We start from the raw sequence: 13,673 nt of genomic DNA on the forward strand, positions 1-13,673 counted from the left end.
AAAACGCGGAAGCCACGGCTTTTACAGCATTTTCCACCGAAAGCCCCAGCAAATTCAGCATTCCAGCATTGCGTTGAGCGCAATGCTTGTCAAAATGCAATGCGTCCGTCCAGCAAGGAAAGCGGCGCGACGGCGGAAAGGGCGGCGCGCGCCTCCTGCTCATCCTTGCGGATCTGGGCCACCAGCGGGTCCAGCCCGTCGAACTTCCACTCATCCCTCAGATGCGCGAAAAACGATACGGCGCAAACCTCGCCATAAAGATCGCCGGAGAAATCGAATACGAAGGTTTCCAGCAGCGGCGCTCCGTCCTCCGTTACGGTTGGCCGGTAGCCAAAGCTTGCCACCCCGTCGCGGATCACGCCATCAGGGCGGCGCAGGCGCACGGCATAGATGCCCGCACGAAGCGTCGCTTCCGGCTGCAAAGCCATGTTGGCGGTGGGAAAGCCCAGCTGGCGGCCAAGCTGCTTGCCCTTGATAACCTCCGCTTCCACCGTGAAACGATAGCCAAGAAGCCCGTTGACCTCGCCGATGCGCCCTTCGGAAAGCAGGTCGCGAATACGGCTGGAGGAGACGACCTCGGCATTTTCATCGCGAAAGGCATCCAGCATCGTCACGCCGAAGCCGTGGCGATGCCCCGCCTCCATGAGATAGGCCGGGCCGCCCTCGCGGCCTTTCCCAAAGTGGAAATCGAAGCCTGTGACCACTTCCGAAGCATCCAGCCAGTCCTTGAGGATGGATTTTACGAAATCCTCCGGCGAGCGCCCGGCAAATTCACGATCGAAGGGGTATTCCACCACGCAGCGAAAACCCATGGCCTCCAGAAGCCGCGCCTTCATGGGCGCAGGCGTCAGGCGGAAAACCGGCTTTTGCGGCTGGAAAAGGCTGCGCGGATGCGGCTCGAACGTCAGGACGAGGGCTGGCACGCCGCGCGCTTGCGCCAGTTCCAGCGCCCGGTGCAAAACCGCCTGATGGCCGCGATGCACGCCGTCGAAATTGCCGATGGCGACAACCCCGCCCTTCAGGCTGTCCGGCAGGGGGCTTTTCAGTTCATTGCGGTGAAAGACGGTCATGGAAATATCTCAAGCTCAGGCCAGACGTTGCATCCAGTAGGCAGGCTTTACCCCCTGCCCGGCCAGATAGGCTTTCATCAGGGCCTCATCCGTCTGGCCGTGGGGAGAATATTCGCCCGCATGAATGCCACCGGAAATATAGAGCAGGTCAAGTCCGGCAGCGACTGCGCCCCGCACATCCGTCGGCATACCGTCGCCGATGGCAATGACGCGAGACATGTCGATCTCACCGCCACGCGCCTCGCCTGCGGCAGCAAGGGCTGCGGCATAAATGGGGCTGTGCGGCTTTCCGGCAATGCGGGTTTGCCCGCCCAGTTGTTCGTAATAGGCGGCAATGGCGCCCGCGCAGGGGATCATGCGATGGCCGCGCTCGACGATGAGATCGGGATTGGCGCAGATCAGCGGCACGGAACGGGCCACGAAAGCGGCCAGCATGTCGTGGTAATCTTCCGGCACTTCCTTCTCGTCGTCGAAAAAACCGGTGCAGACGATGCATTCGGCCTCGTCGGCGGAGGTGACGGCCACGTCCAGCCCATCCACGAGCGGCAGGTCGCGCTCCGGCCCGAGCAGGAAGACTTTTTTCGGGCCTTCGGCAATCAGCTTGCGGGTAACGTCGCCGGAGGTGACGATCCTGTCATAGGCGCTATCGGGCACGCCAATGGCGCGCAACTGGGCAATCACGCCCTGCGACGGCCGCGGCGAGTTGGTGATGAGAACCACCGTCACGCCCTTGTCGCGGGCAGCCGACAGCACCTCACCGGCGCGGGGAAAGGCATCGACCCCGTTGTGCAACACGCCCCAGACATCGCAAAGCGCCACGTCGTAAAGGCCGGAGGCATCGAGAAAGGTGGAAAGCTGCTGCGGCATGGATCGTTCCTGCGTCATGTCATCTGCCCGGTGACATTGCAAAGGATGAGACGGATGGCAAGGGGCCAAGGGGATTTCAGGGAAAAAGCCGCGCAGGCACGCAAAAAATGAAACCCTGGAATGGCTCAGAATTTGAACATTTCAGGCATGAGGGAAAGCGGCCTTGCGCCGGGACATGCGTCAACGCAAGGAGATAAAACAATGGAGGTGAACCCATGTTCACCGGACGTGCATCCCGGTTCATGATCGTGCATACCGCCAGAGGTCAAAATAACGACGGCCCTGCCCGTTCATTGGCGCAGCGGAGACAAGAAAGTACATCGATGAAGATTGTGCCGGTCATTGCCGCAACCAGTTTTGGATTTTCCCTGGTTCAACTGGATGTCACGATCGTCAACATAGATGGGCTAATCGGCTTCGTGCCCATCTCATCCGCCCGGAAGAATGAGCAGCACCCGACTGCCGATGATACAACTGGCCTGTCGGAAACAGGCACAGCCATCATGCAGAGGAGCGCAGCCATGAAACACTACGTCGGCCTCGATGACTCAGTCAAAGAAACGAGCGTCTGTATCGTTGATGAAAGCGGGAAACTATGCCGGGAACGGAAGGTGGCATCTCACCCGGAAGACCTTGTAGCGATCCTGAGCGATCCGGCACTCAGCTTGGAGAGGGTGGGCATTGAGGCAGGACCGCTATCGCAGTGGCTGTTCGAAGGGCTGGCAAAAGCTGGCATGCCTGTATTTTGCATCGAGACGCGGCACACCAAAGCTTTTCTCGACGCTCTTCAGCAGAACAAGAGCGACAGGAACGATGCACGCGGTATTGCTCACATGATGCGGGTCGGCCTGTTCAAGGACGTGCATGTAAAGACGCTCTCCAGCCAGAAGCGCCGCGCCTTGCTGACGGCCCGATCGTTACTGCAGGAAAAGGCAATCGACCTGGAGAATGAGATGCGTGGGCTCCTGCGCAACTTCGGACTGAAGGTCGGCCATACTTCAGGCGGCGTGTTCGAGAGACGGATACTCGAACTTGTCGAACACGACACTGAGCTGGCGGAAATCATGGAGCCGCTGCTCGCGGGACGACGCAAGTTGCGAGAAGGGCTTGCCAAGTTAGAGAAGCGGGTTCTGGCCGAAGCGAGGCAGGATGAGGTTTGCAGGCGGCTGATGACGGTGCCTGGCGTTGGACCGATCGTCTCGCTCGCCTATGTCTCGACGATAGATATTCCCGGCAGGTTTCGTCATTCCCGATCGGTGGGAGCAATATTGGGCCTCACCCCTGTCCTCAAACAGTCGGGCGAAATGAGCAGGGTCGGCCATGTCTCTCTACGCGGAGACGCAATGATGCGAAAGCTGCTTTATGAAGCCGCCCAGTCGATGATGACGCGCATGGTAAAATGGTGCTGGCTGAAGGCATGGGCCATGAACATCGCGAAGCGCCATGGCAGCAAGAAGGCCAAAGTGGCACTGGCCCGCCGTCTAGCAGTCGTCATGCACCGCATGTGGGTGGATGGCACCGAGTTCCGCTGGACAAGGGAGGACACCGTCTCAACCTTAGCAGCATGACAGTCAGCCCCAGAGGCAATCAGAAGGTTCGAATTCAAGGTTCCGCGTAGCAGCGGAAGACGTCCTTCGCGGACGATGGTGATGTGAGTTCGTGGCGGCGTTTATTCCGATGACCCGTCATCAGGATGCAGCATAGATTGGACCGCATCATCTACTGGACCCTATCATGGGAGGGCTAAATGCCGATCCCGGAGAGAAGCGCGGGCCGCGATAGACGATGAACGCTAGGTGAGCCGAACGTAGACAGGAATTGGTGACTGGCTGTCTTAGGAGAGAGCCCGTTGGCGGCGCGCGCCGCCAATCAAGTTCATCTGGCGGCATCTTTATGTGCACCGGAAAGAACGGCTATATGGCGCTTCCGTGTGCTGTAGTCGTCTCCAATCAGATAACCGCACTCGTCGAGGGTGAAGCCGTCCCGCAGGCCAGGGTCATCCGTGCCAACAACATGGAAAGTGGCGTGACCCTGTGGGCTGGCAGAAATAAGAAATTTTTCCCGCGACGGCTTCCAGCCAAAATTGCGCTCAATGAAGCCGACGACTTGATCCTCTTCTTCCTTCAGGACTGGGTAGATAGCCGGAAGAGATGCTGGGAGAAAACGTACGCTTATGGTTACGTCGGAGGGAAAGCTCGTTCTGTCTCTTTCCACGAAAGCTTTGAAAGCGGCATCACATTGTCCGAAGAGAAGGCCTGCGAGTGAACTGCCCCACCGCTCTTCGATTTTCGACCGGTCAAACCGAGCAGGGACTAGCCATATGGCTCCACATCCGATGGCTACGAACATAAGGACTTTTACGGTTGATAGTAAACTCATTAACACTTTCCATTGGTCGTTGGACAACGGATATCACAAGTTGCCTAGTGTGGAAGCCTCGCACTTTGCTCTGGGGCTACCGGAGCCGAAAGCCATCCCCCGTGGGTCCCGCTTGAATGGAGCTTGACCTTGCCCCGCCGATTAGAGAAGCGCCGCCGAACATCTCGGCGACCTTCGGCGGCGGCATCTCCTGGCTGCAATGGATTGTTGATGCCTATGCGCTGACATTTGCATCCCTGCTGCTTTCCGGCGGATTTCTGACCGACAGGTTTGGCGCCCGAACAATCTATCTGCTCGGCATCGCAGTGTTTGCCGCGGCATCGCTCGCCTGCGGGCTTGCGGGCATGATCTGCGGACCGCTTGCCGTCGCCGGTTTCATTCTGGTGGAACGGCGGGCGAAACAGCCGCTGATCCCGATGGAGATCTTCGGGCTTCCGCTCTATCGGATCTGCCTGTTTTATGGATTCACCGTCAATTTCACCTATTACGGCGTCGTCTTCATCATCAGCCTCTATCTGCAAAAAACGCTCGGCTTCACGCCCATGCAGGCAGGCTATGCCTACCTGCCGCTGACAGCCACGTTTTTCCTGGTGAATATGCTTGCCGGTACGCTTGTCGGGCGTTTTGGCCCAAGAGCGCCGATGATCGGCGGAGCCTTGCTTGATGCCTTCGGATTTCTGACACTGCTCGCGCTTGGCGCCACGGCGCCCTTTATCGCGCTGATCCTGCCCTTCATGCTGATACCAGCCGGAATGGGCACAGGCGTGCCAGCCATGACCACGGCCGTGCTCGAAAATGTGCCACCCGAATTTTCCGGCGTTGCCATAGCCTCGATCAATGCAGCCAGACAGGCGGCAGGCGCCATGGGCGTGGCGGTTTTCGGAATGCTGGCCGGAAATACGCCGGCAGAGGTTCACGGCGGATTGCATAAAGCCGCCCTGATTTCCATCGCCCTTCTTCTGCTTGCCGCGATTGCGGCCATGCGGATGCCGCAAATCAGGGCACGTCCGGAGGAAAAGATCACCGCTGAGTGAATGGAGCGGGATACATGATCCTGTCATGCTCACGCCCTACTCATGCTCCATGAAATTTTTTCCCCGACCCGTTCTTGACTCGATCACGAGGCATCCTTATCTCCATTCCGCTAGCACTCGCAGGGAGTGAGTGCTAACAGCATCAAGGCAATCCAGTCCGGATTGCGAATGTCATTTGATCGAGGGATTAGACAATGGCAAGCACCAATTTCCGTCCGCTGCACGACCGCGTTGTGGTTCGTCGTGTCGAGTCTGAAGAAAAGACCAAGGGCGGCATCATCATTCCCGACACCGCCAAGGAAAAGCCGGCTGAAGGCGAAATCGTCGCTGTTGGCCCCGGCGCCCGCAAGGACAGCGGCGAGCTGATCGCACTCGACGTCAAGGTCGGCGATCGCGTTCTGTTCGGCAAGTGGTCCGGCACGGAAGTGAAGATCGACGGCGCTGACCTTCTCATCATGAAGGAAGCCGACATCATGGGTATCATCGGCTGATTTCAGCCCGGTCCATACCTGTTCCAATCCAGATATTCATTTAAGGGCGCAAGCCCGGGAGTAATGAAAAATGGCAGCTAAAGAAGTCAAATTCGGCCGCAGCGCTCGCGAAAAGATGCTGCGCGGCGTTGATATCCTCGCGGACGCCGTAAAGGTCACGCTCGGCCCGAAGGGTCGTAACGTCGTTATCGACAAGTCCTTCGGCGCTCCGCGCATCACCAAGGACGGCGTATCGGTCGCCAAGGAAATCGAACTGGAAGACAAGTTCGAGAACATGGGCGCCCAGATGGTGCGTGAAGTTGCGTCCAAGACCAACGACATCGCCGGCGACGGCACCACCACGGCAACCGTTCTGGCCCAGGCTATCGTTCGCGAAGGCCAGAAGGCCGTTGCCGCCGGCATGAACCCGATGGACCTGAAGCGCGGTATCGATCTGGCCGTTGCCGAAGTGGTGAAGGATCTTCAGGCCAAGGCCAAGAAGATCAACACCTCGGAAGAAGTTGCCCAGGTTGGCACCATTTCCGCAAACGGTGACACGCAGGTTGGCCGCGACATCGCGGAAGCCATGCAGAAGGTTGGCAACGAAGGCGTCATCACCGTCGAAGAAGCCAAGACCGCTGAAACCGAGCTGGAAGTCGTCGAAGGAATGCAGTTCGACCGCGGCTACCTGTCGCCCTACTTCGTCACCAATCCGGAAAAGATGGTTGCCGATCTGGAAGACGCCTTCATTCTCCTGCACGAGAAGAAGCTCTCCAACCTCCAGGCCATGCTGCCGGTTCTCGAAGCCGTCGTTCAGACCGGCAAGCCGCTCGTCATCATCGCTGAAGACGTTGAAGGCGAAGCACTCGCAACGCTCGTGGTCAACAAGCTGCGTGGCGGCCTGAAGATCGCTGCCGTCAAGGCTCCGGGCTTCGGCGATCGCCGCAAGGCCATGCTGGAAGACATCGCCATCCTCACCGGCGGCACTGTCATCTCCGAAGATCTCGGCATCAAGCTCGAAAATGTCACGCTCGACATGCTCGGCCGCGCCAAGAAGGTTTCGATCTCCAAGGAAAACACCACGATCGTCGATGGTAACGGCCAGAAGTCCGACATCGAAGGCCGCGTTGCCCAGATCAAGGCCCAGATCGAAGAAACCACCTCCGACTATGACCGCGAAAAGCTGCAAGAGCGCCTTGCAAAGCTCGCTGGCGGCGTTGCCGTGATCCGCGTTGGCGGTGCAACGGAAGTCGAAGTGAAGGAGCGCAAGGACCGTATCGACGACGCTCTGAACGCAACCCGCGCTGCCGTTCAGGAAGGCATCGTACCGGGCGGTGGTACCGCTCTCCTGCGTTCGGCCCAGAAGATCACCGTCAAGGGCGTCAACGACGACCAGGAAGCCGGCATCAACATCGTTCGCCGCGCTCTCCAGGCTCTGGTTCGCCAGATCGCCGACAATGCCGGTGACGAAGCCTCCATCGTTGTTGGCAAGGTTCTCGACAAGGCTGACGACAACTTCGGCTACAACGCCCAGACCGGCGAATATGGCGACATGATCGCCATGGGTATCGTCGATCCGGTCAAGGTCGTTCGCACCGCCCTTCAGAACGCCGCTTCGGTTGCTTCGCTGCTGATCACGACGGAAGCCATGATCGCCGAACTGCCGAAGAAGGACGCTCCGGCTGGTATGCCCGGCGGAATGGGCGGCATGGGCGGCATGGACATGATGTGATAAGGCATCAGCCTTGCATATCTGAACCATCCGGTTCCTTTCGGGAAGGGCGGCCTCTGGCCGCCCTTTTCTGTTTTTTGCCAGATGACCGCAGTCGATGTTTCAGGGTGGCATTTCGTGCAATCTGCGGCCAAAAACCAAAATTCTTGGCGAAAATGCGAATTTTTCGCACAAGAAGCGAAATTTTTCAGCCAAATCGGCACACCTTTAAAAATCGCCTCTTTTTCTTGATTGAATTATTAAGTATGTGAAGAGCATTCATTTTATTTGCAAGCGAGTTATCGCCTGTTGATGGGATGGAGCAAGCGATGAGGCGTCGGATCGGAGGAGAGATCGGGCTCGCCGGTCGAAACGGCTTGAATGCAGATCATCAAACAGTCGGATTTTCCGGTCGGATAGATAGGGCGAGAGAAATCCAGCGATTGCAGGATCGGACTTTGCCTTCAAATCGCAGGATGAATACCAAGGCTCGAAGATGCTAGAGCATTTCCAGCAAAAGTGTAGTCGGTTTTGCGTCCGGAAATGCGCCGAAACAAGAAGTTAGAGCATTTTCAGGAAAAGTGGAAGCCGGTTTTCCGTCTGAAAATGCGTAAAAACAAATGGTTAGAGCGGTTCAATGTTTCCGTGAACCAATGAACCGCTCTAAAGCATCCTCGCCTTGAAGGCGATTGCTCGGAGTGGGAACAGAAGGAAACACGGCTTGAACCGTGGGAGTGGGCATGGTTTTTAAAATTTCAAGTGCATGGGAGCACGCCACCGGAGGAGATGTTCTGCCTCTGGCCGACAATGATGACCACCCGCCAATCGGACCATTCGCGGCAATCGAGGAGTGGGCGAGCGACCTGGCCAATGGCGTGCTGACGCTGGGGCCACGCTCCATTGCGTTGCATGGCCTGCAAGTTCAGGAATGCGGGCTGCTCAGTCTCACGCGCTGCTACGAGGCCAATGATCGGGCCCATATCATCGCGTTGTTCGAACAGGCCGCCACCACGGCGTCTTCCTTTTGCTTTTCCACGTCCATCGTGCATCCGGGCTATCGCAGCCCGGTCTTCTGTCTTGGAAAGTCGCTGGGCATGACGAAAAGCCAGGTCGGAAGCATGAAGGGCATCTTCATCTTTCCCCGCTTCCAGACTGCCAGCCCCACCTGACAGCCGAAAACCGCCCGTGAAACTGCGTTTCAGCGGGCGGTCTTGATTTTGGCCTGTGTCACATGCACCGGCATCCTGATTGAGTTTGATCCTGAAACAATGCCGCTCAGCCGCCGAAAATCGTGCGCAGAAAGTCCACACCGCGATCGTCATAGCTGACTTCGCCCTGCTTGTTGCCGGGCCCAACGACGATCACCTTGGTGCCGACATCCACCCGCGCATAAAGATCCTCGACATCCTTGTTGTTCATGCGGATGCAGCCGGATGACAGGTTGAGGCCGATGGACCAGGGCTGATTGGTGCCGTGGATGCGGAAGATCGTATCCTGATTGCCCTTGTAGAGATACATGGCCCGCGCGCCCAGCGGATTATCCGGCCCGCCCTTCTGCACTTCCGGCAGGATATGGCCGCGACGGGCTTCGCGCACGCGCATTTCCTCCGGCGGGCGCCAGCTCGGCCATTCGTCCTTGCGGCCGATCCTTACCACGCCCGACCAGCCAAAGCCCTCGCGCCCCACGCCCACGCCGTAACGAATGGCGCGATTGTCATTCTCGACCAGATAGAGAAACTTGTTGTTGGTATCGATGATGACCGTTCCCGGCTGCTCGTTGGTGACAAGGCGCACCAGCTTGCGCTTGAACTTTTCCGGCACGGGCCGCTTCATCATTTCCGGCGTCACCACCGAGCTTGCGGTGGAATCGGGCCGCGGCGCGGCCTCAGCTCCACCAGCCACGGTCAGCATCAATCCGCACAGCGCCATTGCGAGCCCGCATCTTGCTCCGCTTGAAAGCGACCGGCGCCCTGATCTTCCCCGCTCCGCGCCGGTTGGATTATGTTCTGAAATCAGTCCTGCCATGCCCTGCCCCTCTCTCGCTATCCTTTTGGAAAAGTTTCACGCCCACCCCACTCACATCACGATGACCCTGGTGCCCACCGGCACACGTTCGTAAAGGTCGGTCACATCTTCATTGCGCATCCGTATGCAGCCCGAGGAGACCCCGTAGCCAATGGTCCATGGCGCATTGGTGCCATGAATGCGGTAAAGCGTCGAGCCCAGATAAAGGGCGCGCGCGCCCAGCGGATTTTCCGGTCCGCCCTGCATTCGCGCTGGCAGATAATGACCCTTGGCGGCCTCCCGCTCAATCATTTCCTGCGGCGGGATCCATTCCGGCCATTCGGATTTGCGCGTCACCTTATGCTCGCCTGCCCATTCGAAGCCGGGCTTGCCGACACCCACGCCATAGCGCCTCGCCTTACCGCCTTCCATCACCAGATAAAGGAAACGGCTATTGGTATCGATCACCAGCGTTCCGGGCTTTTCCTTTGTCTGGTACTCCACAACCTGCGGCAGAAATTGCGGATCGGTCGGCGTCATCTGCTTGCGCACCGGCTGCATGGCCACCTGCTGCACGGCGGGCCTGAGCTGCATGGCCTCCGGCGCAAGGCCAGCGGGCCGGGCGGGAGCCACGGCCACCCGGCGCGGCGCCACAGGCGGCGCATAAACGGGCGCGGCCACCCTGCCCGGCTGCGGCTGCACCCGGCGATCCGGCTGCACGCCAAGCTGCATCAGCCATGGCGAGGCCAGATCCGGGCTGACGATAACCGGCGGACGAGCCTGATAGCGATCATCCGCCAGGGCGGCGGCAGGCAGGCACATTATGGCAGCGGCAAAGGCATGGAAAAAGGTGCGAGAGAGCATGATGGCCCCGGACAAGAACTGAACTGCCACGACCTTGGCCATGCGAAGTGCGCAAATGGTAAACGGCGCGGTATTTCAATTTGAGTAAAGGCGGAAAGCTTTTGTCAGGGTTAGCAAATCATTTGGAAAGAGCGTGAACAAATAGTAAACACATGAGGGAGAGGAGATTCGCATGGTTGAGACGGCTGGCCTGATGGCCGATGAAACGGGCGCGCTACGCTGCTTCTGGCAGGGCGGCCTTGACGATTACCGCCGTTACCACGACGAGGAATGGGGCCATCCGGTGGTGGACGACCACCGCCTGTTTGAAAAAATCTGTCTTGAGGGTTTTCAATCAGGCTTGTCCTGGCTGACGATCCTGCGCAAGCGCGAAAATTTTCGCGCCGCCTTTGCAGGCTTCGATTTTCACAAGGTCGCGCTGTTCGGCGAGGAGGATATTGCCCGCTGCCTTGCCGATGCGGGCATTGTGCGCCATCGCGGCAAGATCGTTTCCACCATCAACAATGCTGGCAGGGCCGTGGCGCTTGCGGCGGAATTCGGCTCGCTTGCCCGCTATTTCTGGAGCTTCGAACCGGGGCCAAAGGAGCGTCCGGCCCGCATGGACCATGCAACGCTGATTGCCAACCCCACCTCGCCCACCTCCATCCGCCTGTCGAAGGATCTCAAGAAGCGCGGCTGGACCTTCGTTGGCCCCACAACCGTCTATGCCTTCATGCAAGCCATGGGGCTGGTGAACGACCATATCGAAGGCTGTCTGTGCCGGGAAAGGGTGGAGGGGCTGCGTACCGCCTTCATCCGTCCGCGCTGATGCGTTCCACCAGCTGCGGCAACTCGCTCAACGCCTGGATTTCCCGAAAGCGCGGCGCATCGACCGGCTTTTCGACATGCTCGAAAATCCATGTCAGCTCATGCGGCACGAACACGCCCCAGGCGCCGGTGGCAAGGGCCGGCACAATGTCCGATTTCAACGAATTGCCCACCATCATGGCGCGCTCCGGCTCCTCGCCATGGCGGGAGAAAATGCGGCGATAGGTCGTTGCCGTCTTGTCGGACACGATTTCCACCGCATCGAAGAAATCGCCAAGGCCCGATTGCGCCAGCTTGCGCTCCTGATCGAAAAGATCGCCCTTGGTAATCATCACCAGAAAATACCGCCCCGCCAGACCTTCCAGCACGTCCTGCACGCCCGGCACCGTTTCCACCGGATGCTGCAAGAGATCACGGCCTATATCGAGAATTTTGCCGATCACGGTTCCCGGTGCGCGTCCTTCCGTCACCTCCAGCGCCGTCTCGATCATGGAAAGCGTGAAGCCCTTTATGCCGAAGCCATAATGGGCAAGATTGCGTTTTTCCGCCTCCAGCAGCTTTCCGGAAATCATCTCCGGCGCGGCATAATCGGAAAGAAGCGCGCGGAAATGCTCCTCCGTCAAACGGTAATATTGCTCGTTCTGCCAGAGCGTATCGTCGGCATCCAGACCGATCATGCAAAGCGGGCGGGCCATGCCTTCCTCCAACCTTCAATCCTGACAGATATGCCGGCCGGACCATGCCCGGCAGACTGCCAGGGAAGGTCGCCCCTCCCCAACAACCTGCCGGGCATTCCAACCGGGCGTTATTGTCCGTTCTTCGCCAGCCATTCCTTCATCATGTGGATTTCCGCTTCCTGCGCGGCGATGATGTCTCCGGCCAGCTTTCGCATCTTATCGTTCCTGCCATATTGCAATTCCACCTTGGCCATGTCGATACAGCGCCGTGCGTTTTATCAAACGCACAAAGGACGCTGTAACACTTTAAATCTGCTGCATAATTTTCACCTTAAATCGATTCCGATTTAAGGAATTATGCAGTAGCGCCCTGATGATGGGCAATCATGCCCCGCACGAAATCAACATCGGCATTGCCGCTGTAATCGATGCCCATGGCCTTGTGCATCTTTTCATTGGCCGCAAGGAAAGCGGCGGTGGAGGGCGCGTCGCCTGCCCGGTTATGAATGGACATGTCATGCTGCTGGGCCATGGCGGAGACGGAAGCAGCGAGCAGAATTGCCGCCGCGATAAGGGTGGTTTTCATGTCATATGATCCTTTGCTTGAAACTTGACGTGCATCGCCCGCAGGCGACAGGGCGGCACTCAGCTTCGGGGCGGCGGCAGGATCGGGCGGTGGGCGAGAGAGACCTGCACCTCTTTACGCAAAGGCAGTGGCGCATCATGCCGCAGGGGCCGCTCCGCCGCGACAAAGGGTAAAACCGGCAGCGCCATGCAAAACAGGCAATGATCCATGCAGGAGGTCATAGGCGCCATGGGCGCTGAACGGTCGTGGCGCTCAGCTGGGCCGTGCATGGCCATCTCAGCCATGCTGGCGGAGGAACGCGCCAATGGCCCTTGCGTGCAGGCCATGACGGATAACGGCATGGCACTCCAGAGCATCACGATCACTGTCAGCAAAAGGCGGCGCAATAGGGACATGGCGCCATCATACGCCATGTGCCGGTGTTTGGCACTCTTGTTTTCAAAACCACGCGCCGACGTGATGCTCGATCCGGTAATCCCGGCTTTCCTCTCCCGGCGGCGCGACAGGCCAGCGCCATTCAGCCTTTTGCGGCGGCAGCTTCACGCCCGCCATGAGATCGGTGCTTTCCCGCAGCACGCCGTTCCGGTCGATCAGGTCGAAGGACGTATCGGTGACGAGGCAGGTTTTGGCCGGCAGCTGCGCAAGCCCTTCCACATGCGCATGGATCAAGCGGCTCACGGCATCCTCCGGCATTGCGGCATCGGGCTGCAATTTCATGCGCCGTTTCACGCCCCGCCCGATCTGCGAGAGAAGGTTGGCGGAGGCCACGAAATCGAGATAGGGAACGCGGCGCAGGAAATCCAGCGGCTCCACCGGCCGTCCGGCCTGCAACAGGTCATAGCCGGAAAGATCCCGCTCGATCAGGCGTATATTCTTCAGCCCCTGCGCAGCCAGCCACGCCCGGACGCTGGCCACATGCACGAGATCGATCAGCACCACCGTATCGAAGGCTGCGGCCAGCGGGCGGATCGGCACATCGCGGAGCAGGCCGGAACCGAGGATGACGGCCGTGCGCCTTGGGCTTGCCGCCGAGGCCGCCGCCAGAATGGCACGGCGGGTGTTTTCCTCGTGTTCGGCCCACTGCGCCTTGCAGCGGCGGGCGCGCGACCACAAATCGATGGAGGAGCGGATGAAGGGTCGGTGTGGCGGTGTCGTCACCTTCCACGTTGCGGCATAATTCAGGGCTTCAAGGATCATGAGCCGG

14 protein-coding genes and 2 pseudogenes are annotated in these 13,673 nt (G+C 59.0%); 7 read left to right on the forward strand and 9 right to left on the reverse strand.

Translation table 11 applies throughout. The features are described from left to right. Positions 1-89 precede the first annotated feature (89 nt). Together T424_RS0107830 and T424_RS0107835 are read right to left on the reverse strand one after the other, a co-directional pair. Positions 90-1,070 carry a bifunctional riboflavin kinase/FAD synthetase gene (locus T424_RS0107830; RefSeq protein ID WP_027487244.1) on the reverse strand — a complete coding sequence of 327 codons (981 nt, stop codon included), beginning with the start codon at positions 1,068-1,070 and terminating at the stop codon, positions 90-92. 15 nt (positions 1,071-1,085) lie between these two features. After that, positions 1,086-1,937: a TIGR01459 family HAD-type hydrolase gene (locus tag T424_RS0107835; protein ID WP_027487245.1), complete on the reverse strand. Its 852-nt coding sequence runs from the start codon at positions 1,935-1,937 to the stop codon at positions 1,086-1,088. A 521-nt stretch (positions 1,938-2,458) separates the two neighbouring features. Here T424_RS0107835 and T424_RS0107840 point away from each other — a divergent pair. The 6 genes from T424_RS0107840 (at position 2,459) to T424_RS0107880 (ending at position 8,700) form a co-directional block, all read left to right on the forward strand. Further along, complete coding sequence (locus T424_RS0107840; RefSeq protein WP_027487246.1) at positions 2,459-3,505, forward strand: IS110 family RNA-guided transposase; 1,047 nt, start codon at positions 2,459-2,461, stop codon at positions 3,503-3,505. Between the two features lie 325 nt (positions 3,506-3,830). Continuing rightward, positions 3,831-4,202, forward strand: a complete 372-nt coding sequence (locus T424_RS0107845; protein WP_154664838.1) for a hypothetical protein — start codon at positions 3,831-3,833, stop codon at positions 4,200-4,202. 230 nt (positions 4,203-4,432) lie between these two features. Beyond that, on the forward strand, positions 4,433-5,350 hold the full coding sequence (locus T424_RS20445) for an MFS transporter (RefSeq protein WP_027487248.1): 918 nt from the start codon (positions 4,433-4,435) through the stop codon (positions 5,348-5,350). 194 nt (positions 5,351-5,544) lie between these two features. Then, positions 5,545-5,841, forward strand: coding sequence for a co-chaperone GroES (groES, locus tag T424_RS0107855; protein ID WP_027487249.1), 297 nt, complete (start codon positions 5,545-5,547; stop codon positions 5,839-5,841). A 70-nt stretch (positions 5,842-5,911) separates the two neighbouring features. Further along, positions 5,912-7,552 (forward strand): chaperonin GroEL, encoded by a 1,641-nt coding sequence (groL, locus tag T424_RS0107860; protein ID WP_027487250.1) that lies wholly within the window; start codon positions 5,912-5,914, stop codon positions 7,550-7,552. Between the two features lie 719 nt (positions 7,553-8,271). Next, a complete protein-coding gene (locus tag T424_RS0107880; RefSeq protein ID WP_084268429.1) occupies positions 8,272-8,700 on the forward strand; it encodes a hypothetical protein in 429 nt (142 codons plus the stop codon). A 106-nt stretch (positions 8,701-8,806) separates the two neighbouring features. On the opposite strand, the gene T424_RS0107885 is transcribed toward T424_RS0107880, so the two are convergent. Both T424_RS0107885 and T424_RS0107890 read right to left on the reverse strand, forming a co-directional pair. After that, on the reverse strand, positions 8,807-9,460 hold the full coding sequence (locus tag T424_RS0107885; RefSeq protein WP_027487252.1) for a L,D-transpeptidase: 654 nt from the start codon (positions 9,458-9,460) through the stop codon (positions 8,807-8,809). A 147-nt stretch (positions 9,461-9,607) separates the two neighbouring features. Next, on the reverse strand, positions 9,608-10,399 hold the full coding sequence (locus T424_RS0107890) for a L,D-transpeptidase (RefSeq protein ID WP_027487253.1): 792 nt from the start codon (positions 10,397-10,399) through the stop codon (positions 9,608-9,610). A 172-nt stretch (positions 10,400-10,571) separates the two neighbouring features. Here T424_RS0107890 and T424_RS0107895 point away from each other — a divergent pair, with 172 nt between their 5' ends. After that, complete coding sequence (locus T424_RS0107895) at positions 10,572-11,207, forward strand: DNA-3-methyladenine glycosylase I (RefSeq protein WP_027487254.1); 636 nt, start codon at positions 10,572-10,574, stop codon at positions 11,205-11,207. On the opposite strand, the gene T424_RS0107900 is transcribed toward T424_RS0107895, so the two are convergent. From T424_RS0107900 to T424_RS0107915, 5 genes and pseudogenes are all read right to left on the reverse strand, one after another. Then, the gene (locus T424_RS0107900; RefSeq protein ID WP_027487255.1) at positions 11,191-11,901 is read right to left on the reverse strand and encodes an HAD family hydrolase; all 711 of its coding nucleotides are present in this window, start codon (positions 11,899-11,901) and stop codon (positions 11,191-11,193) included. The two genes, T424_RS0107895 and T424_RS0107900, sit on opposite strands and share 17 nt — an antisense overlap. Before the next feature lie 110 nt (positions 11,902-12,011). Next, positions 12,012-12,143 (reverse strand): annotated as a pseudogene (locus T424_RS22005) (DUF305 domain-containing protein); the annotation flags it as partial. Between the two features lie 110 nt (positions 12,144-12,253). Further along, positions 12,254-12,415, reverse strand: a pseudogene (locus tag T424_RS22940) (CopM family metallochaperone); the annotation flags it as partial. Between the two features lie 113 nt (positions 12,416-12,528). Next, the gene (locus T424_RS0107910; protein ID WP_154664839.1) at positions 12,529-12,864 is read right to left on the reverse strand and encodes a hypothetical protein; all 336 of its coding nucleotides are present in this window, start codon (positions 12,862-12,864) and stop codon (positions 12,529-12,531) included. Positions 12,865-12,907: 43 nt separating this feature from the next. Then, positions 12,908-13,666, reverse strand: coding sequence for a hypothetical protein (locus tag T424_RS0107915; protein WP_027487257.1), 759 nt, complete (start codon positions 13,664-13,666; stop codon positions 12,908-12,910). Positions 13,667-13,673 lie beyond the last annotated feature (7 nt).

Source organism: Allorhizobium undicola ORS 992 = ATCC 700741 (assembly GCF_000621665.1).
GTDB lineage: Bacteria > Pseudomonadota > Alphaproteobacteria > Rhizobiales > Rhizobiaceae > Allorhizobium > Allorhizobium undicola.

Coding starts and splice junctions, on each gene's coding strand:
- T424_RS0107890 (WP_027487253.1), bottom strand. CDS start 10,399: ATGCTCTCTCGCACCTTTTTCCATGCCTTTGCCGCTGCCATAATGTGC.
- T424_RS0107845 (WP_154664838.1), top strand. CDS start 3,831: ATGTGCACCGGAAAGAACGGCTATATGGCGCTTCCGTGTGCTGTAGTC.
- groL (WP_027487250.1), top strand. CDS start 5,912: ATGGCAGCTAAAGAAGTCAAATTCGGCCGCAGCGCTCGCGAAAAGATG.
- T424_RS0107830 (WP_027487244.1), bottom strand. CDS start 1,070: ATGACCGTCTTTCACCGCAATGAACTGAAAAGCCCCCTGCCGGACAGC.
- groES (WP_027487249.1), top strand. CDS start 5,545: ATGGCAAGCACCAATTTCCGTCCGCTGCACGACCGCGTTGTGGTTCGT.
- T424_RS0107835 (WP_027487245.1), bottom strand. CDS start 1,937: ATGCCGCAGCAGCTTTCCACCTTTCTCGATGCCTCCGGCCTTTACGAC.
- T424_RS0107885 (WP_027487252.1), bottom strand. CDS start 9,460: ATGGCGCTGTGCGGATTGATGCTGACCGTGGCTGGTGGAGCTGAGGCC.
- T424_RS0107895 (WP_027487254.1), top strand. CDS start 10,572: ATGGTTGAGACGGCTGGCCTGATGGCCGATGAAACGGGCGCGCTACGC.
- T424_RS0107880 (WP_084268429.1), top strand. CDS start 8,272: ATGGTTTTTAAAATTTCAAGTGCATGGGAGCACGCCACCGGAGGAGAT.
- T424_RS0107910 (WP_154664839.1), bottom strand. CDS start 12,864: ATGTCCCTATTGCGCCGCCTTTTGCTGACAGTGATCGTGATGCTCTGG.
- T424_RS0107915 (WP_027487257.1), bottom strand. CDS start 13,666: ATGATCCTTGAAGCCCTGAATTATGCCGCAACGTGGAAGGTGACGACA.
- T424_RS0107840 (WP_027487246.1), top strand. CDS start 2,459: ATGAAACACTACGTCGGCCTCGATGACTCAGTCAAAGAAACGAGCGTC.
- T424_RS0107900 (WP_027487255.1), bottom strand. CDS start 11,901: ATGGCCCGCCCGCTTTGCATGATCGGTCTGGATGCCGACGATACGCTC.
- T424_RS20445 (WP_027487248.1), top strand. CDS start 4,433: ATGGAGCTTGACCTTGCCCCGCCGATTAGAGAAGCGCCGCCGAACATC.